Source organism: Tautonia sociabilis (assembly GCF_003977685.1).
In the GTDB taxonomy this organism is placed as follows: domain Bacteria; phylum Planctomycetota; class Planctomycetia; order Isosphaerales; family Isosphaeraceae; genus Tautonia; species Tautonia sociabilis.
The window spans coordinates 15,489-33,319 of the sequence record NZ_RYZH01000064.1 but is presented as its reverse complement, the minus strand read 5'-3'; the positions used below and the strand labels follow the sequence as shown (position 1 = coordinate 33,319).

Here is a 17,831-nt window from a genome sequence, read left to right as displayed (position 1 = left end):
CCCGCCCCAGGAGACTCGGGATGAGCTTCGGCAACCCCCGTCCCGCCCACGACCACCGCCACGCCTTCACCCACTTCCACGCGAGGGAGCCCGAAGGCCTGATCCTCCAGACCCGCCGCAACCTGCTCAAGGCGAGCATGGCGGGCATGGCCGGCCTGACCTTGCCCGGCCTGCTGCGCTCCCGGGCCGAGGCGTCCGACCTCGGCCGGCCGATCGGCGGCAACAAGGCCGTCATCCTCCTCTGGATGGCCGGCGGCCCCAGCCAGATCGACACCTGGGACCCCAAGCCCGACCGCCCCTACGAGAACCGAGGCCCCTTCGGCACCATCCAGACGGCGATCCCCGGCGTCGCCCTCTGCGAGCACCTGCCGAAGCAGGCCGCCATGCTCGACAAGTTCACCATCATCCGGTCCGTCGACGCCACCCACAGCAACCACGAGCCGAACAAGGTCTTCCAGACCGGCAACCTCGAGGCCGCCCCCCGAGTCAACCCCCGGGGAGACTCCTACCCGGCCATCGGCTCCGTCGTCGCCAAGTACCACGGCGCGAACCACCCGGCGATGCCCCCCTACATCGCCTTCCAGACCTCCCGCTCTCATATCGCCTATGCCGGTGTGCTCGGCAAGGAATATGATCCCTTCATCGCCAATCAGGCCGCCCGCCTGCCCATCTACTCGAACGTCGGCGTCGACACCGGCCGCATGACGCAGGCCGAGCTGTTCACCCTCCCTGCCGGGCTCGACGAAGCCCGGGTCCGGGGCCGCCGCTCCCTGCTGGAGCGGTTCGACGACGCCCGGCGCGCCATCGATTCCTCCGCCGAGGTCGACGCCCTCGACGACTACGGCCAGCAGGCCGTCGAGCTCCTCGCCGGCCGACGCGCCCGGGACGCCTTCGACCTCGACCGCGAACCGCAGGAGATCCGGGACCGCTTCGGGAAGCACCTCTGGTGCCAGCAGGCCCTGATCGCCCGTCGGCTCATCGAGGCCGGCGCCGCCTTCGTCACCCTCGACCTGAGCTATCACCCCGCCTCCGGCACCTGGGACACCCACGGCGACAACATCCCCCCCTACGGCGGCATCACCAAGGGGCTCGGCCCGCTGCTCCCCCTGTTCGACCACCTTATCACCACCCTCGTCTCCGACCTCGACCGCCTCGGCCTGCTCGACGATGTGCTCGTCGTCGCCATGGGAGAGTTCGGCCGCACCCCGCAGCTCGGCACCCAGGGCAGCACCGACGGCCGCAACCACTGGCCCCACGTCATGTCCCTGTGCCTGGCCGGCGGCGGCCTGAACCACGGCCAGGTCATCGGCGCCACCATGCCCGACGGCGGCCACATCAAGGACCGCCCCGTCACCCCCGGCGACCTCGCCGCCACCATCTACCGCCACATGGGCGTCCCCCTCGACGCCCACTACGAGGAGAAGGACGGCCGCCCCCGCCCGATCGTCGACCGAGGCTCCCCGATCGCCGAGCTGTTCTGAGCCCCCCGCCGCCAGACGCCTCGCGCTTGACGGGACCATCGCGGACGAGGATAACGGGGCGGCTTCCGAGGGCGGCCGGTCAGGGCCTCCCCGGACCGAGACCCCCGGAGATCCTCCCGCGATGCGACATCCGCAGTCGGCTCGGCGACGGTGGGCGGCCGCCGTCATCCTCATCCTGGCCGCCCTGGCCGCGCCGGCGAACGGCCAGGAGCGGGGAGAGCCCGGCTGGTTGCTGCCGATGCCGGAGATCGACGCCGACCCCGCCATCCCCACCCTGGAGGAGGTCGTCGGCCACTCCTGGGGAGCGGACATCTCCAGCCACGCCGAGGTGCTCCGCTACCTGGAGGCCCTGGCCAAGGCGGCCCCCGACCGCTGCCGGCTCGTCCGCTACGGCCAGAGCGTCGAGGGCCGCGACCTGGTCTACCTCGTCCTCAGCGCCCCCGAGACGATCGCCCGCCTCGACGAGGCCCGCGCCGACAACCTCCTGCTGGCCGACCCCCGGGCCCTCGGCCCCGACGAGGCCGAGACGCTCATCGACCGCGCTCCCGCCGTCCTCTGGCTGGCCTACGCCGTCCACGGCGACGAGTCCTCCTCCAGCGACGCCGCCCTCATCACCGCCTACACCCTCCTGGCCGACCGCCGAGAGGAGACGAGGATCTGGCTCAACGAGCTGATCGTCGTCATCGACCCGATCCAGAACCCCGACGGCCGGGACCGCTTCGTCGGCGCTCACCGCCGAGCCCGGGGCGCCTTCCCCCAGTCCTCCCCCCGGGCCACCGAGCGGCTCCAGCCCTGGCCGGGGGGACGGTACAACCACTACCTGTTCGACCTGAACCGGGACTGGTTCCTCCAGTCCCAGCCCGAGACGCGCGCCAAGGTCGCCGCCTACCTCGACTGGCAGCCCCAAGTCTACGTCGACGTCCACGAGATGGGGGCCAACGCCTCCTACTACTTCGACCCCGCCTCCGACCCCTTCAACCCCCAGATCACCCCCCGCCAAAACGCCTGGGCCACCCGGATCGGCCGCCTCCAGGCCGAGCAGTTCGACCGCTTCGGCTTCTCCTACACCAGCCGGGAGATCTTCGACGCCTTCTACCCCGGCTACGGCTCCACCTGGCCGATGATGCACGGCGCCATCGGCCTGCTCTGGGAGCAGGCCGGCGTCCGAGGCCTCGTCGTCGACCGGGACGACGGGCAGCCCCTGCACTACCACGACGCCGTCCGCCACCACTACGTCAGCGGCCTGGCCGCCGTCCAGGCCGCCGCCTCCGGCCGGGCCGACCTGCTCCGCACCTTCCACGAGGGCCGCGGCGAGGCGATCGAGCGCGGCCGGTCGGGAGACGCCCCCGACGTCTTCCTCCTGCCCGGCAAGACCCCCGTCCGAGCCGCCGAGCTGGCCGAGCTCCTCGTCGCCAACGGCATCGAGGTCCGCCGCCTGACCGCCGCCGCGGTCCTCCGGCCCGAGGGCTCCGCCGTCGAGCAGGGGGCTCAGCCCGCCTCGGAGAAGGCACCCAGCCGCCAGACGTCGACCACGTCGACGGGCTTGCGGAAGAGCGCCTCGGGCTCCAGACCGGCGAGCGAGGCGGGGTCGTCCGAGGCGGTCGTGACGGCGACCCGAGTCTTCATGCCCGTCTCTCGGATCCGACGGAGCAGGGCCCCACCGTCGCCGTCGGGCAGTTGCAGATCCAGGATCAGGTAGTCGGGGGCGGGCTCCAGCAGGGCGAGCCCCTCGGCCACGGTTGCCGCCGAGCGGACCTCCCAGCCCCGGGCCGCGAAGATGGTCCGCCAGACTTCCGTCAGGGCCGGGTCGTCCTCGACGATCAACAGGATCGGTCGCACGGTGAACTCCTCGGCGTCATGCCGTTCGGGGCGTCGAGTCCGCTTCGACCTCGGGTGTTCCTCTCGGCCCGGGACCCGATCCGGGTGCTCTCGGTTCCTGCCACCCAAATCATAGGGCAACGGGACGGAGGCGTCGAGCCGGATCATCATCCGGTCGAGCTTCCACGCAACACTCGAGCCGCTCGGACCCTGCCTTGGCCCGGCGGGTGCCCCCTCCACCGGGAGGGGCCGGGCGGCGGCCGACCCGTCTCGAACCCGGGGCGATGAGGAGCGACGGAGCGGATGCCGCGCACCTCTCGGGAGACGCCGGACGACCCGGAGCCTCCCCCGCTCCCGGACGACGACCCGTCGGCAGGAGCGTCCCGGCCCCGGCCGCGTCGCGTCATCCCTTGCGGTCCTCCCGACAGCCTTGAACTGGCCGGGGAAATCGGATCGGCGGCGCTCGTGAGAGGCCCTCGGCCCGGACAATCGGCGAGGGCCCTCGGGGGCGACTCGGTTTCGGGAACTCGGCGGAGTCCCGTCCTCCCGGCCGCGGGGAGGCGGGCCGGGGGGCACCCGGGAGGGGGTCAGGAGCGGACCCTGGCGGCCTGCTGCTCGACGAGCCTCAGCCCGTACAGGCCGAGCCGGGCGGCGGAAACCGCCACCGACTCGGTCAGCAGCACCGCCTCCTGCCCCTGGGTCCCCCGGATCTCCAGCAGGTCGGGCAGCCCCAGCACCCTCCCGTAATGCACCACCGCGTCTGCCGGGGCCTCGATCAGCGTCGCCGCCCCTCGATCAAAAACACGAATGAGCATAACTCCGTCCTCGACAGCCCTCGGTCGCACCCGGCCGCCGATCCGGCGCCGGCGGCGACACTCTCGCGTGCATGTGCCGTGCCGAGGCCGGTCGGGCTCGCCTCGGGGACCGGGGGGTCTGGGTGGGGGTCATGGCGAAAGTTGTTTTGGAGAAATGGGTTGCGGACGAATTGGTCCGCCCTTCGCCTCGCGGTCCGATGGGGCGTTAGGAGGGGTCGGGGAGGGCGACTCGGGCCAGGTAGATCGCCGTGCGGCCTTCATGCGAGGAGTAGTAGCTGATCCAGAGCTGCTCTGCGTGCCAGGCCAGGCCGGCGTAGCTGGTATCTCCTCCCGAGGGGAGGGCGAGCAGCTCGGTGAGCGTCCCGGCCCCGGGGTCGAGCCGGCAGACGGCGGTTCGGGGCCCGCCGTCGTAGAGTCGGACCACGGCGATGAGCCGGCCGTCGGGCAGCCGGATGAGGTTCGGCCCGCCGACCCGGACCCCCAGGTCGGTCCACGTCCAGTTGAGGTAGGGGGGCTCGGCCTGGCCGAGCTGGGCGGACGGCTCGGCGCCGTCCCGGCGGAGCAGGCAGAGGGCCTGGCCGTCGGGCAGGAAGCGGAGGGTGGCCTCGCTCGGCTCTCCGGCCTCGAAGAGGGGGTCGACGATCGCCTCGAAGGCGTCGGCCCGGCCGTCGGCCCCCCGGTACAGCCGGGCGACTCGGGCGGGCCGGTCGGCCTCGGTCGAATAGCCGACGCTGTAGGGCGTGCCGTCGTGCCAGGAGACCCGCCAGAGCCAGTCTCCCCGGCGGCCGATCGGGTGGGGGCCGTCCCAGGAGGCGCCGTCCTGGGAGAACCAGGCCAGTGTCTGGTGCCGGCCGCCGTCTCCCGGATCGTGCAGGGCCGCGGCGGCGGTGAGCATCAGCCGGCCGTCGGGCGAGGTGCAGAGCTTCGGGTCGCGGAGGTCGGCCGAGGCGGAGGTCAGCCGGGCGATCGGCTCCCAGCGCTCGCCGTCTTCCGAGGCGATCACGCGGATGGCCCCGTCGGGGGAGACGTGCCGCTGGCCCTCTCGGAAGGTGCAGAGCCATCGGCCGTCGAACCGGATCAGGTCGGTGAAGGCGCAGTGCGGTGCCTCGTCCCAGATGCGACGGGCCTCGATCAGCCGGGCGGCGTCGTCGAGAGGGGCGGCCGGAGCCAGCCCGAACACGGTCAGGGTGGCGGCCAGGATGGAGACGCTCATCGGTCGTACTTCTCCCTCGGGGTGGGTTCGGCCCCCGGCCGGTTCGGCGACGGGGCCCCGATGCTCGTCCCCTTGTACCAGACGAGCCCGGCCGATTCCCTCCCCCGGCGGCCCGAACCGGGGGCTCGGGGCCGTTGGCGAGGCAACCCGATCCGCGTGCGAAGGGCCTCGTCGAGCGTCCCCGTCGGGAAAGGGCCGCCAGGACGTGGCGGGCGGCCGACGCTCTCGGAGTCGGGCCGGCCTCGAATCCTCCCCGTCTCCCCGCTAGACTGGTCGTCGATCCCCCGACGCCCGACGACCGCTCCCCCGTGCAACCGCCGCTGGCCCGACGCCTCGCCACCGCCCCCCGACGACCCTGGCCCGGGCGCCCGGTGCCGGTCGCGCTGGTGATCACCGAGCTGGACGTGGGGGGAGCGGAGCGGGCGCTGGTCTCCCTGGCGACGGGGCTGGACCGATCCCGGTGGGAGCCCTCGGTGGTGGCGCTCGGCCCCGAGGGGCCAATGGCCCAGCCGATGAGGGAGCAGGGGATCCGGGTCGATTGCCTGGGGGTCGATCCCCGGCGGCCGGTCCGGGCGGTCCTCCGGCTGGCCGAGGTGCTCCGGGAGCTCCGGCCGGAGCTGGTGCAGGGGTTCCTCTTCCACGCGAACATCGCCAGCCGGCTGGCGGCGCCGATGGCCGGCGCTCCCTGGGTGCTGGGGGGGATCCGGGTGGCCGAACGCCGGAAGGGCTGGCACCTGGCGGTCGACCGGGCGACGACTCGACTGGCGGCCGGCTCGGTCTGCGTCTCGGAGGGGGTGCGGCGGTTCACCGAGCGGGTCGGGCGGATCGACCCCCGGCGGCTGGTCGTGATCCCCAACGGCATCGATCCTGGTCCAATCGACGCAAGTTCAATCGTCGATCGATCGGCCATCGGCGTCCCGGCCGACGCCACGCTCGCCCTCTTCGTCGGGAGGCTTGGCGAGCAGAAGGGGGTGCCGACGCTGCTGGAGGCCGCCTCCCGGGTCGTCGAGGCTAGGCCCGACTGGCACCTGGCGATCGTCGGGGATGGACCGGAGCGGGATCGGCTGGCCGGCTCGGGGGCGTCGGCCAGGATTCCGGACGGCCGGCTGCACTGGCTCGGGAGGCGAGACGACGTGCCGGGGCTGCTCAAGGCGAGCGACCTGCTCGTGCTCCCCTCGCGCTGGGAGGGGATGCCCAACGTCGTGCTCGAGGCGATGGCCGCCCGCCGAGCCGTGGTGGCGACGGCCGTCGAGGGGACGGAGGATCTCGTCGAGCCCGGTCGCACCGGCTGGCTCGTCCCCCCCGGCGACCCGGCGGCGCTGGCCTCGGCGCTCATCGAGGCGGCGGCCGACCGGGGACGGCTGGCCGCCTTCGGCGAGGCGGGACGAGCCCGGGTGGAGCGGCGGTTCTCCCAGGGGGCGGTCGTGCGGGCGTATGAGGCGTTGTGGGCGGGAGTGCTGGGGCTGGAGTGGAGGAGCGGATCGGCCGCCGAGGACCGGGAGGCGGGGGGATCGGGAGCGGCGGGACGGTGAGGTCGCGATGCGGCTCGTCCGCGCGTTGCGAGGGCGGCAGGATCGTGCTAAGGTCGCTCTCGAACCGACCCCCGACCGATGACGAGGGCCGACGATGGGCGAAACCTGGGAGCAGATCCGGACGTTCCTCTCGGCTCGGGAGATCCTCGGCATCCCGCTCGCGCAGTGGTCGGCCTTCCTCGCCTTGGTGGCGCTGCTGGCCCTGGCGCTTCGGCTGGTGCTGGGAGCGGCCCGGGTGCGGCTGAGGAAGCTGGCCGACCGGACGGATGTTCCGTACGACGACTACCTCTGCCAGATCGTCGACCACACCTGGCGAGTCAGCATCCTCGCGTTCGCCGCCTTTCTGGCGTTATCGTTCATCACATTTCGATCGGTTGACGTGCCGGGCCGAGGCGAGTCGGTCGAGGAGACGATCCGGACGCTGGCCCTGGTGGTGATCTTCCTCCAGGCCGGCCGCTGGGGCATGGGGCTGATCGACGAGGCGCTGCGGCAGGGCTTCCGCTTCGCCAACTTCAGCGAGACGGCGGCCCGGACGGCTCATGGCGTGGTGCGGTTCTTCGCCCTGGCCGGGCTCTGGGCGACCGTGGCGATGCTGATCCTCAGCAGCTTCGGCGTCCAGATCGCGCCGATCCTGGCCGGTCTGGGCGTGGGGGGGATCGCGGTCGCGTTCGGCTTGCAGCAGATCCTCGGGGACATCTTCTGCTCGGTGGCGATCGTGCTCGACAAGCCGTTCGAGGTCGGCGACTTCATCATCAGCGGCGACCACATGGGAACGGTCGAGCACATCGGCGTGAAGACGACGAGGGTCCGCAGCCTGAGCGGCGAGCAGATCATCTTCCCGAACTCCGATCTGATCGGCAGCCGGGTGCGCAACTACAAGCGGATGGCCGAGCGGCGCGTGACCTTCTCCTTCGGTGTGCTCTACGCCACGAAGGCCGAGACGCTCGAGAAGATCCCCGGCGTGGTCCGAGAGATCGTCGAGGGGCTGGAGCGGACCCGATTCGACCGCGCCCACTTCGCGAAGTTCGGCGACTCGTCGCTCGACTTCGAGGTTGTCTACTACGTGCTGAGCCCGGATTACAACTTGTACATGGATCTGCAACAGCGGATCAACCTTGCCCTGTTCCGGCGCCTGGAGTCGATGGGCGTCGGCTTCGCCTTCCCCTCGAGGTCGCTGTACCTCGAGGGAACGCCCCGGCCGTTCCGGACCGAGGTGCTGCTCCGGGACGGCTCCCGGCCGAAGGGGGGCGAGTGATCGCCCGGCAGGCCGTCGGCCCGTACCATCCTCCCTTTCGGGATCAATCGACACCGATGTCTCTGGCGATTCGCTTCCGATCGGGTCGGCGTCGACTCCGGCCCGCCTCGATCCTGCCGGCGCTGCTGCTCGGCCTGCTCGGTGCGTTCGGGCCCGTCCCTGAGGCGGAGGCGAGGCAGGCCCCCGAGGCGCTCGACCGCCGGCTCGACCGCGTGTTCGACCGCCTCGACCGGGACGGCGACGGGGTCATCTCCCGCCAGGCCGACGCGGTCCCGCCGGCCGCCTGGGGGCGGATCGCCGCGGGAGGGGTGGATGTGGGGGGAGGGGCGGTCGATCGATCGGCGTTCGGCGAGGCGATGGCTGGCCGTCTGGGCTGGTTCGGCGCCGCTTCGCTCATCCCGGCGGTGATCGCCCTGGGACTCGCCTTCTGGACGAAGGACGTGCTCCTGTCACTCTTCGCCGGGATCGTGGCCGGCGCGGGCGTGAAGTTCGTGCAGGCGAGGATCGCGACCGGCCTCTGGATCCCGAAGGAGCTGGACTTCATCGGCGACTTCTTCCTGAAGGCGCTGGGTTCGGAGTCGTATGCGACGATCCTGCTAGTCTACCTCTGGTTCCTGGGCGGGATCCTGGGCGTGTGGGGGAAGACCGGGGCGGCACGGCACTTCGCGGAGGTGGTGGGCGCGAAGGTGGTTCGGGGGCCGAACACGGCGCGGTTCTTCGCCTGGATCGTCGGCATGGTCTTCCACCAGGGAGGGACGGTGAGCACCGTGCTCGCCGGGTCGACCGTCCGCCCGGTGAGCGACCGGAACCGGGTGAGCCACGAGGAGCTGTCGTACCTGGTGGACTCGACCGCCTCTCCCGCGGCGACGGTCCTGCCGTTCAACGCCTGGCCGCTCTACGTCGGCGGCCTGGTGGCCGGGGCGACGACGGCGGCGATTGGAAATTATGTGCTCATTCCAGATGGCGAGGCCGGCTCCACCTGGTTCTTTCGATCGGTGCCGTTCAACTTCTACGGCCTTCTTGCCGTCTCCTCGACCCTGCTGTTCAGCCTCGGCCTGCTCCCCTGGTACGGCGGCAAGATGAAGCGAGCGGTTGAGCGCGCCCGCCAGACCGGCCAGCTCGACGCTCACGGCGCCCGGCCGCTGGTCGACCTGGATGCGATCGAGGGGACGCCCGAGCCGGGCTACCGGGTCGGGCTGGTCGACTTCCTCGTGCCGCTGGGCGTCTTGCTGGTGCTGGCGATCGTGCCGCTCTTGGTGTTGAAGACGAACATGATCAACCACGCGTTCTTCTTCAGCACAGCGACGGCCGTCCTGATCGCCGTGCTCAAGGGGATGCCACTGCGGACGGCGATGGACGGCTTCCTCGACGGCTGCAAGAGCATGACCGTTGGGGCCATCATCCTCGGCCTGGCGGTGACGCTCGGCCAGGTGTCGAAGGATCTGGACACCGCCGGGTTCGTCGTCTCGATCCTCGCGGGACGGCTGCCGGCGGTGTTCCTGCCGGCGGTCCTGATGCTCAGTTGCATGATCATCGCCTTCTCGATCGGGTCGTCCTGGGGCACCTACGCGGTGATCTTCCCGATCGCCGTGCCGCTGGCCCTGACCCTGGCCGCGGGCCGGGCCGGGGTTGATCCCGGCACGATCGCCCAGGTGGCGGCCGAGGGAGGGGCGGTGTGGGCGTCGATTCTTTTTTATGTGAAGGTTTGCTTTGGGGCTGTTATTGGCGGGGCGGTCTTCGGAGACCAGTGCTCGCCGATCTCCGATACCACGGTCCTCTCCAGCATGTTCACCGGCTGCGACCTGATGGATCACGTCACCACCCAGGCGCCGATCGCGCTAGCCGTGGCCGGGCTGGCGGCGCTGGTGTCGACGGGGCTGGTGCTGGTCTTCTAGGATCGGGCGAGGTTCGCCGGGGAGGGGGGCCCGTCCCCCTCGGGGGGGGTGGCGGGGGGATCGATCGATCGTCGTGTCGAGGACGGATCGGCTTACGCCCCGAGGGCCGACCGCAGCGCCGAGGCGGCCTCGGCGATCGCCGTCTTCCCGTCGGGGATGAGGTGGCCGAGGTGGAAGAAGCCGTGGATCTGGCCGTCGAAGCGGCGGAGGGTGGCGGGGACGCCGGCGTCCTGGAGGCGGCGGGCGAGCTGCTCCCCCTCGTCGCGGAGGGGGTCGTATTCGGCGGTGAGGACGAAGGCGGGGGGCAGTCCGGCGAGATCGGCGCGGAGGATGCTGGCGAGGGGGTGTTCGGCGTCCTCGGGGCGGGGGGCATACTGACGCCAGTAATACCGCATGGCATTCCGGGTGAGCCCGAAGCCGGTGGCGAACTCCTCGAAGGAGGGGGTGGAGCAGGAGGAGTCGGCCACGGGGTAGATCAGAAGCTGGAAGGCGGGCAAGGGCTCGCCAAGCTCCCGGGCCTTCAGGCAGGAGGCGATGGCGAGGTTGCCGCCGGCGCTGTCGCCGCCGACGGCGACTCGGGACGGGTCGACGCCGAGGGCTCCCGCCTCGGCGAGCAGGAACCGGAAGGCGTCGAGGGTGTCGTCGATGGCGGCGGGGAAGGGGTGTTCGGGAGCGAGGCGGTAGTCGACCGAGGCGACCACGCAGCCGGAGGCGTTGGCCAGCGTCCGGCAGGAGCCGTCGACCGTGTCGAGGTTGCCGAGCACCCATCCGCCGCCGTGAGCGAAGAGGAGGGCGGGGCGGGCGTTTCCATCCGTTGCGGGCCAGTAGAGACGAAGGGGGACGCCGCTGGGGGTGGCGCGGTCCTCGACCCGGGCGACAGGCTCCCGGGGGGCGTCGGCCATCCGGGCGATCATGTCGGCTCGGGCCTCGGCGACGGGCATTGTGTCGAAGCCTTGGAAGCCGGTCAGGGCCTGGAGGTCGAGCAGGGCCTGGGCGTGGCGGTCGAGGGGCATGGGGGGGCTCCGTCAGGGCGGTTGATTCGAGGGACGGGGAGGGGGCCCTTCGACTCGAGGTCTCGGATCCGGGGGGTCATGGGCGGAGCCCCTCCCGGGGGGAGGCGGCCCGATCGCCGTCGAACCAGATGCGGTGCAGCGCTCCGGTGCCGGGGCGGAAGCGGTCGTCTCGGACCCAGGCGTCTCGGGTCAGGACGTAGAGGGAGCCGTCGGGGGCGAAGGCCAGGTCGACGGGGCGGGCCAGGCCCAGCGCGAAGGCGGAGGCGGGGATCGGCCGGCGGGGGTCGGCGGGGTCGAGGACTCGGATCCAGCCCTTGACGAAGTCCATGAAGAAGTACTTGCCTCGGTATTCGGCCGGGAAGCCGCCGGGTCCGGGGGAGACGGGGCAGAAGGCGCCGCCGCAGATGGAGGCGGTGGGATACCAGTGGATCGGGCCGGTGATGCCGGGGCGGTCGGTCGGGCCGTGCTCGACGACCGGCCAGCCGTAGTTGGCGCCGGGGAGGCCCACGTTGATCTCCTCGGCCTCGCCGCCGACGTCGTTGAGCAGCATCAGGCCCGTCTCGGGCTGGATGGCGAAGGTGAAGACGTTCCGGCAGCCGAGGGCCCAGATGGCCTGGTACTTCCCCTGGGAGCGGTCGAGGAAGGGGTTGTCGCCGGGGATGGAGCCGTCGGGGTTGAGGCGGAGGATCTTGCCGAGCAGGGAGTCGAGCCGCTGGGAAGGGGCCCCGGCGGTCTGTTCGCCGATCGCGACGTACAGCGTGCCGTCGGGGCCGAAGTGGATCGCCCCTCCCTGATGCCCGGCGGGGACGTTGCCGCCGAGGCGGCGCTGGTCGTCCCCCTCGAAGAGGACGACGGCGGAGCCAGGGACGGCGCGGTCGCCTTCGGCGGTGAGCCGGGTGATCTGATGGTGGGGGTAGGGCGAGGAGGCGACGGAGACGGTATAGACGAAGCCGTTTCGTTCGAACTCGGGGTCGAGGCAGACGCCGATGAGGCCGCGTTCCCAGTGGTCGTCGACCTCCAGGGTGGCGAAGGGCTCGGGCAGGAGGAGGCCGTTCTTGATGATGCGGAGGCGTCCGACCTGCTCGCAGACGAAGACGAGGCCATCCGGGGAGATGGCCAGGGCGGTGGCGCCGGTGAGGCCGTCGGCCACCGTCTCCCGGCGGAAGCCGGGGGGGAGCGAGGCGGGCCCCTTCACGCCGCTGCCGGGGGTGGGCTGGTCGGAGGACCGGAGGGAGGCGAGGAAGGCGATCAGGTCGGCGAACTCGGCCGGGGAGAGGGAGGAGGCCAGACCCTCCGGCATGGGGGAGGCGTCGGACTCGGAGCGGTCTTCGATCTCGGACCGGGGGATGGGGATCTCCCGGGCCTCGGCGTCGACCAGGAGGATGCGATCGCCGTCCTCGGAGCGGACCAGGCCGGTGAGGACCCGGCCGTCGGTCGTGGCGACGACCGAGGAGCGGTAGCCCTCGACGATCTGGCGGGAGGGTTCGAGGATGGCCTCGATCAGGTAGGGGAGGTCGAGCTTGGCGCCCACGTCGGAGAGGTCGGGGCCAACCTCTCCGCCGCGATCGCCGGCCCGGTGGCATTTGGAGCAGGAGAGTCGGGCCTCGTCGAAGAAGAGGGATCGGCCGCGGTCGGGGTCGCCGGGGTGCTCGAAGGCGAACCGGGAGAGGGTGGCCGGGTCGCTGGCGGGGGAGGGCTCGTCCCCGGCGCCGAAGGCGAGGGCGATCGCCAGGGAGATCGGGGGGAAGGGCATCGCTCCGGTCCTCGGCGGGGAGGCCATCGGGGGCGGGATCGGCGGCCCGGGGGCGTCGTTGAATAGCGTATCATCCCGGGGGGGCCGCCGGGAACCGGAGGGGAGGGACGGGACCTTGGGGAAGGGGCCGGAAGTCAGGGGAGGAGCCGGCGGGGAGTTGGCACCGCCCACGAGAGGCAGTACCTTACGAAGCGATCACCCTCCCGGACGGGGCCGAGCGGTCCGATCTCGGGGACCGAAGTGGGTCGGGTCGGGCGAGCCAGGCGGCCCCTCGTCGCGGTATCGAGCCGGGAGCCAGTTCGGGCGGTCCTTGGCCGGCCGGTCGCCGGAGTCGGTCCGCCCCGGGAGCCTCGACAGCGATGATTTCCATCCCGATCTGGTGGTGGCTGGCCCCCATTGGGGCGATCGCCGCCCTGACTTCGGCGTACCTGTTCTACCGGCAACTGCTCGCCGCCTCGCCCGGAGACGAGCGGATGCGGGAGATCGCCGGGTATGTGCGCGAGGGGGCGTTCGCCTATCTGAGGCGGCAATATGTGGTGGTCGCCCTGGCGTTCCTGTTCCTGGTGATCCTGCTGGCGGTGCAGTCGTTCGTGCTCAAGCAGCAGCACGCGCTGGTGCCGTTCGCCTTTTTGACGGGGGGCTTCTTCAGCGGGTTGAGCGGGTTCATCGGGATGAACACCGCCACGCTGGCCTCGAACCGGACGACGCAGGGGGCCAAGGAGTCGCTCAACCGAGGCCTCCAGGTCGCCTTCCGGGCCGGGGCGGTGATGGGCCTGGTGGTGGTCGGCCTGGGCCTGCTGGATATCAGCATCTGGTTCCTGCTGCTGGCCAAGATCCTGCCGGCGACGATCGACGGGTTCCGCATGACGCTGGAGCAGATCACCGTCGTGATGCTGACCTTCGGGATGGGGGCCTCGACCCAGGCGCTCTTCGCCCGAGTCGGCGGCGGGATCTTCACCAAGGCGGCCGACGTGGGGGCCGACCTTGTGGGGAAGGTCGAGGCCGGCATTCCCGAGGACGACCCGCGCAACCCGGCGGTGATCGCCGACAACGTCGGCGACAACGTGGGGGACGTGGCCGGCATGGGGGCCGACCTGTACGAGAGCTACTGCGGCTCGATCCTGGCCACCGCCGCCCTGGGGGCCGCCGCGGCCCTGGGGCTGAAGGCGGCCGACGGCTCGGCGCTGTCGGCCGAGGACCTGGGCTGGGCCCAGTCGCAGTTGGTGGTGGCGCCGATGATCCTGGCGGGCATCGGCATCATGCTGTCGATCGCCGGCGTCTACCTCGTGAAGACCGAGGAAGGGGCCAGCCAGATGAACCTGCTCTGGGCGCTGAGGCGGGGCATTTACGGCTCCAGCGCGTTCATCGTGCTGGCGGCGCTGGTCGTCTGCTGGCTGGTGCTGCCGGCGAGTGTCTGGTTCGGCGTCTTTCTGGCGATCGCGGTGGGACTGATCGTCGGCGTGCTGATCGGCTACTTCACCGAGTACTACACGGCGGCGGAGTTCTCGCCGACGAAGTGGATCGCGGGCCAGAGCGTCACGGGGCCGGCGACGACGATCATCGCTGGCGTGGCGCAGGGGATGCTGAGCACCTGGGCGTCGATCACCATTGTCGGCGTGGGCACGATCATCGCCTACTTCGTGGCCGGCGGAGGGGGGAATCCGGCGTTGGGGCTCTACGGTGTCGGCTTCGCCGCCGTGGGGATGCTGGCGACGCTGGGCGTGACCCTGGCGACCGACGCCTACGGGCCGATCGCCGACAACGCCGGCGGTAATGCCGAGATGACCCACCAGCCGCCGGAGGTCCGCCAGCGGACCGACGCGCTCGACTCGCTGGGCAACACCACCGCCGCCACGGGCAAGGGGTTCGCCATTGGCTCGGCGGCGTTGACGGCGCTCGCATTGTTGGCGGCCTTCGTCGAGGAGGTGCGCATCGGCATCCAGCGCGAGGGCCAGACGTTCGTGCAGCAGCCGGGGGCGGAACTGACGGAGGGGGCCATTTACTCGATGGGGCACGGCAAGTATGTGCAGGTGACGGCCGAGCCCGACGAGGAGACCGGCTTTTACCCGACGTTCATCGCCGCCAGCCGGGGGAATCCCTACGTCGAGGTGGACGGGAGGCTCGTGGGGGCGACCGACGCCCAGATCGTCGAGCATTACCGGCCGGAGGTCGAGGCGGCCGCGCCGATCGTGAACCTGGTGCGCGTCCGGGAGGCGACGCTGGCCGACTTCATGGCGTACTACAACGTCAACCTGATGAACCCGAAGCTGCTGGTTGGCGTCTTCGTCGGCGTTCTGATGGTGTTCGTCTTCTGCGGGCTGACGATGAAGGCGGTCGGCCGGGCGGCCGGTCGGATGGTTGAGGAGGTCCGGCGCCAGTTCCGGGAGCTGAACCTGCTGACCGACCCGAACGCCAAGGCGGACTACGCCCGGTGCGTGTCGATCGCCACGGCCGGGGCCCAGAAGGAGATGATCGTGCCGGCGATGCTCGCCGTGGCGACGCCGCTGCTGGTTGGTTTGCTGCTGGACGTCAGCGGGCTGATGGGCCTGCTGGCCGGGGCGCTGACCTCGGGCTTCGCGGTGGCGATCTTCATGGCCAACGCCGGCGGCGCCTGGGACAACGCCAAGAAGTACATCGAGGCCGGCGCCTTCGGCGGCAAGGGCTCCGAGGCGCACAAGGCGGCCGTCGTCGGCGACACGGTGGGCGACCCGTTCAAGGACACCTCGGGCCCGAGCCTGAACATTCTGATCAAGCTGATGAGCATGGTTTCGGTCGTCTTCGCCGGGGTCATCGTCAAGTTTGGGCCGCAGATCGGCTCGTTCCTGGGCATCAACTGAGCCCGGGGCGGGACATTCCACACCCATTCCACGGGCCCCCGGGGCGTCTCGATCGGATCGGCGTTCCGGGGGCCCGCCACGCGCCAGGGAGGCCCGGTTTCCTCGGCCTGGCGGCGGCCTGGCCTTTCCGCGCATCGGGAGCGACCCGGCCCGATACCGGCCGCTGATGCTCGTCGGCGTGCTGGAGAAGGCGTCGTTCGGGGGGGCGGCCCTCGTGCTGTTCGCCCTCGGAAGGATCGCGCTGCCGATCCTGGTGGCCGCCTCGATCGACCTGGGGCTTGGGGTTCTGTTCGTGATCGCGGACCTCAGGTCGTCCCCGGCCAGGGGGGCGCCGGCCGGATCGGGGCTGGTCGAGGAACCGGATTGTGGGCAAGACGCCTTTGCACCGGCGGCCGGGCCCGGCAGGATGGGGAGGCCGGGGGCGACATGTCCGCCTCCCCGACGTTGCAGGAGAGCGAGCCCATGAGCGTGCCTCAGGACCTTCCGGGCCGAGACGAGGGCTCGATCCCGCCTTCTTCTGCTCGCCTCCCCGGGTTCGGAAGGCTGATCCCGGCGGCCGTCGTCCTCCTGATTCCTCTGTTCCTGGTGCCCTTCTCGGCGACGATGGTGGGGATCCCGGCCGAGGATCCGGGGACGATGCCGGTCTGGGCGATTGAGGCGTTCGGGGTCGAGCCGCTGTTCGCGGCGTTGTCGGCCCTGACGCTGCCGATGCCGATGATGGCGCTGGGCGGGGCGATCGCGCTGGCGATGCCGGCGGTCGGGGCGATTCTCGGGCTGGGGACGGTCGGCCGCTGGGCCTCGCTGGGCGGGTTCTGCCTGGCGGCCGCGGTCCTGACCGGCCTGCTGAGCCTGCTGCTCCTGCTGGGGCTGGTGCCAACGGTGGGGGGAGGCCCGGCGATCCGGGCCGAGGTGCTGGCGGCGTTGGCCTGCCCGGTCTTCGCCCTGGAGGGGTGCGGCTGTTTGCTCGCGGCCTCGATGGCGTCCGGGGGGGCCGATCGGGAGGGGGCGAGGTTCTCCCCTCGTCGGACCCGAGGAACTTCTGTAGGATAATCCTCCCTGCCCGCGGGGAGCCGCCGGGGAGGTGCGGAGCGTCAGCGGGAGCCCCCCGAGGGAACGGGAATTGCGGGATCAGCCAGGACCGGCTGACCGGCTCTCCTTCCCGGCCGTCGTCGCGGTCGGGCTCTCGGTCCCCCGAAGCCCGATCGACGAGGGCTCGGAACCGGCGATCGAACCCCGGCGAGGACTCATGCGAGACAGGGATTTCTCATCACTCCGAGGCGGCGCGGCGACGCTCGAAGACCCGAGGATCGCGGGGCGCAACGTCGGCGGCTTCTACCCGCTGCTGCTGCGATGGTTCGGGATGCTGCCGTTCCGGAGGACCACCGGCGGAGGAGCCGGCGCTCGGAAGCGACTGACCCGAGCCTGGTACCAGTTCCTCAGCTTCATGGACCGCCGAGTGCACCTGCGGTACATGAACTACGGCTACGCGCCGATCGACGGGGCCGAGCCGGTCGCGGAGCTGGGGCCCGAGGACGCGCCGAACCGCTACTTCATCGGCCTGTACCACCGGGTCGCCTCGGCCGTCGACCTGAAGGGCAAGCAGGTGCTAGAGGTCGGCTCGGGCCGGGGGGGCGGCGCGTCGTTCGTGGCGCGGTACTTCCGCCCGAAGGCGATGGTGGGCATGGACTACGCCGATCGGGCCGTGGCCTTCTGCCGGCGCTGGTATCGGGTCGACGGCCTGCGGTTCGCCGTTGGAGACGCGGAGCGGATCCCCTTCCCCGACGCCTCGTTCGACGTGCTGCTGAACGTCGAGTCTTCGCACTGCTACCCGCACATGGACCGCTTTCTCTCCGAGGCCTTCCGGGTGCTCCGGCCCGGCGGCTTCCTGCTCTTCGCCGACATGAGGCACGCCGAGGCGCTGGCCGGGGTCCGTCAGGCCTTCCTGACGGCCGGTTTCGAGGTCGAGCAGGAGCAGGACATCACCCCGAACGTGCTTCGGGCCCTGACGCTGGACAACGAACGCAAGAGCGGGCTGATCCGCCGAGAGGTCCCCTGGATCTTCCGCTCGATGTTCCGCGTCTTCGCCGGGATGGAGGGGACCGCCTCGTACCGGTCGTTCGCCTCCGGCGAATGGGTCTACTGGCGGTTCGCGCTCCGCAAGCCCCCGGCCTCCCCGGAGCCTTCCCCCCGATGCTGACTGCCCCCGGGAGCGGTTCGGC

The 17,831-nt window shown here is 71.4% G+C and carries 12 protein-coding genes and 1 pseudogene; 8 read left to right on the top strand and 5 right to left on the bottom strand.

From position 1 onward, the window contains the following. Positions 1 to 20: 20 nt before the first annotated feature. Both TsocGM_RS22735 and TsocGM_RS28010 read left to right on the top strand, forming a co-directional pair. Positions 21 to 1,481 carry a DUF1501 domain-containing protein gene (locus tag TsocGM_RS22735; RefSeq protein WP_126727756.1) on the top strand — a complete coding sequence of 487 codons (1,461 nt, stop codon included), beginning with the start codon at positions 21 to 23 and terminating at the stop codon, positions 1,479 to 1,481. A gap of 121 nt (positions 1,482 to 1,602) precedes the next feature. Continuing rightward, positions 1,603 to 2,457: pseudogene (locus tag TsocGM_RS28010) on the top strand (M14 family zinc carboxypeptidase); the annotation flags it as partial. Between the two features lie 512 nt (positions 2,458 to 2,969). Here the strand turns inward: TsocGM_RS28010 and TsocGM_RS28005 are convergent. The 3 genes from TsocGM_RS28005 to TsocGM_RS22715 form a co-directional block, all read right to left on the bottom strand. Continuing rightward, the gene (locus TsocGM_RS28005) at positions 2,970 to 3,467 is read right to left on the bottom strand and encodes a response regulator transcription factor (protein ID WP_391733031.1); all 498 of its coding nucleotides are present in this window, start codon (positions 3,465 to 3,467) and stop codon (positions 2,970 to 2,972) included. A 419-nt stretch (positions 3,468 to 3,886) separates the two neighbouring features. Further along, complete coding sequence (locus TsocGM_RS22720) at positions 3,887 to 4,114, bottom strand: hypothetical protein (protein ID WP_126727753.1); 228 nt, start codon at positions 4,112 to 4,114, stop codon at positions 3,887 to 3,889. A 205-nt stretch (positions 4,115 to 4,319) separates the two neighbouring features. Continuing rightward, positions 4,320 to 5,327 (bottom strand): sialidase family protein, encoded by a 1,008-nt coding sequence (locus TsocGM_RS22715; protein WP_199756875.1) that lies wholly within the window; start codon positions 5,325 to 5,327, stop codon positions 4,320 to 4,322. A 308-nt stretch (positions 5,328 to 5,635) separates the two neighbouring features. Between TsocGM_RS22715 and TsocGM_RS22710 the strand changes: the two genes are divergently transcribed. The 3 genes from TsocGM_RS22710 (at position 5,636) to TsocGM_RS22700 (ending at position 10,009) form a co-directional block, all read left to right on the top strand. Further along, on the top strand, positions 5,636 to 6,859 hold the full coding sequence (locus TsocGM_RS22710; protein WP_233579123.1) for a glycosyltransferase: 1,224 nt from the start codon (positions 5,636 to 5,638) through the stop codon (positions 6,857 to 6,859). Positions 6,860 to 6,953: 94 nt separating this feature from the next. Further along, on the top strand, positions 6,954 to 8,114 hold the full coding sequence (locus tag TsocGM_RS22705) for a mechanosensitive ion channel family protein (RefSeq protein WP_126727752.1): 1,161 nt from the start codon (positions 6,954 to 6,956) through the stop codon (positions 8,112 to 8,114). A gap of 56 nt (positions 8,115 to 8,170) precedes the next feature. Further along, entirely contained in the window at positions 8,171 to 10,009 is a 1,839-nt protein-coding gene (locus TsocGM_RS22700; RefSeq protein WP_126727751.1) for a Na+/H+ antiporter NhaC family protein, read from the top strand. A 92-nt stretch (positions 10,010 to 10,101) separates the two neighbouring features. On the opposite strand, the gene TsocGM_RS22695 is transcribed toward TsocGM_RS22700, so the two are convergent. Further along, positions 10,102 to 11,022: an alpha/beta hydrolase gene (locus tag TsocGM_RS22695; protein WP_126727750.1), complete on the bottom strand. Its 921-nt coding sequence runs from the start codon at positions 11,020 to 11,022 to the stop codon at positions 10,102 to 10,104. A gap of 76 nt (positions 11,023 to 11,098) precedes the next feature. Then, entirely contained in the window at positions 11,099 to 12,775 is a 1,677-nt protein-coding gene (locus tag TsocGM_RS22690) for a PQQ-dependent sugar dehydrogenase (protein ID WP_158633716.1), read from the bottom strand. 359 nt (positions 12,776 to 13,134) lie between these two features. On the opposite strand from TsocGM_RS22690, the gene TsocGM_RS22685 reads away from it, so the two are divergent. The 3 genes from TsocGM_RS22685 (at position 13,135) to TsocGM_RS22675 (ending at position 17,809) form a co-directional block, all read left to right on the top strand. Next, positions 13,135 to 15,612, top strand: coding sequence for a sodium-translocating pyrophosphatase (locus tag TsocGM_RS22685; protein WP_126727748.1), 2,478 nt, complete (start codon positions 13,135 to 13,137; stop codon positions 15,610 to 15,612). A 462-nt stretch (positions 15,613 to 16,074) separates the two neighbouring features. Next, on the top strand, positions 16,075 to 16,662 hold the full coding sequence (locus TsocGM_RS22680) for a hypothetical protein (protein WP_126727747.1): 588 nt from the start codon (positions 16,075 to 16,077) through the stop codon (positions 16,660 to 16,662). 196 nt (positions 16,663 to 16,858) lie between these two features. After that, positions 16,859 to 17,809: a class I SAM-dependent methyltransferase gene (locus tag TsocGM_RS22675; RefSeq protein ID WP_126727746.1), complete on the top strand. Its 951-nt coding sequence runs from the start codon at positions 16,859 to 16,861 to the stop codon at positions 17,807 to 17,809. Positions 17,810 to 17,831: the final 22 nt, after the last annotated feature.

Excerpts from the sequence above, each read along its gene's own strand:
- TsocGM_RS22735 (WP_126727756.1), top strand. The coding sequence starts at position 21 with ATGAGCTTCGGCAACCCCCGTCCCGCCCACGACCACCGCCACGCCTTC.
- TsocGM_RS28005 (WP_391733031.1), bottom strand. The coding sequence starts at position 3,467 with ATGATCCGGCTCGACGCCTCCGTCCCGTTGCCCTATGATTTGGGTGGC.
- TsocGM_RS22720 (WP_126727753.1), bottom strand. The coding sequence starts at position 4,114 with ATGCTCATTCGTGTTTTTGATCGAGGGGCGGCGACGCTGATCGAGGCC.
- TsocGM_RS22715 (WP_199756875.1), bottom strand. The coding sequence starts at position 5,327 with ATGAGCGTCTCCATCCTGGCCGCCACCCTGACCGTGTTCGGGCTGGCT.
- TsocGM_RS22705 (WP_126727752.1), top strand. The coding sequence starts at position 6,954 with ATGGGCGAAACCTGGGAGCAGATCCGGACGTTCCTCTCGGCTCGGGAG.
- TsocGM_RS22700 (WP_126727751.1), top strand. The coding sequence starts at position 8,171 with ATGTCTCTGGCGATTCGCTTCCGATCGGGTCGGCGTCGACTCCGGCCC.
- TsocGM_RS22695 (WP_126727750.1), bottom strand. The coding sequence starts at position 11,022 with ATGCCCCTCGACCGCCACGCCCAGGCCCTGCTCGACCTCCAGGCCCTG.
- TsocGM_RS22690 (WP_158633716.1), bottom strand. The coding sequence starts at position 12,775 with ATGCCCTTCCCCCCGATCTCCCTGGCGATCGCCCTCGCCTTCGGCGCC.
- TsocGM_RS22685 (WP_126727748.1), top strand. The coding sequence starts at position 13,135 with ATGATTTCCATCCCGATCTGGTGGTGGCTGGCCCCCATTGGGGCGATC.
- TsocGM_RS22680 (WP_126727747.1), top strand. The coding sequence starts at position 16,075 with ATGAGCGTGCCTCAGGACCTTCCGGGCCGAGACGAGGGCTCGATCCCG.
- TsocGM_RS22675 (WP_126727746.1), top strand. The coding sequence starts at position 16,859 with ATGCGAGACAGGGATTTCTCATCACTCCGAGGCGGCGCGGCGACGCTC.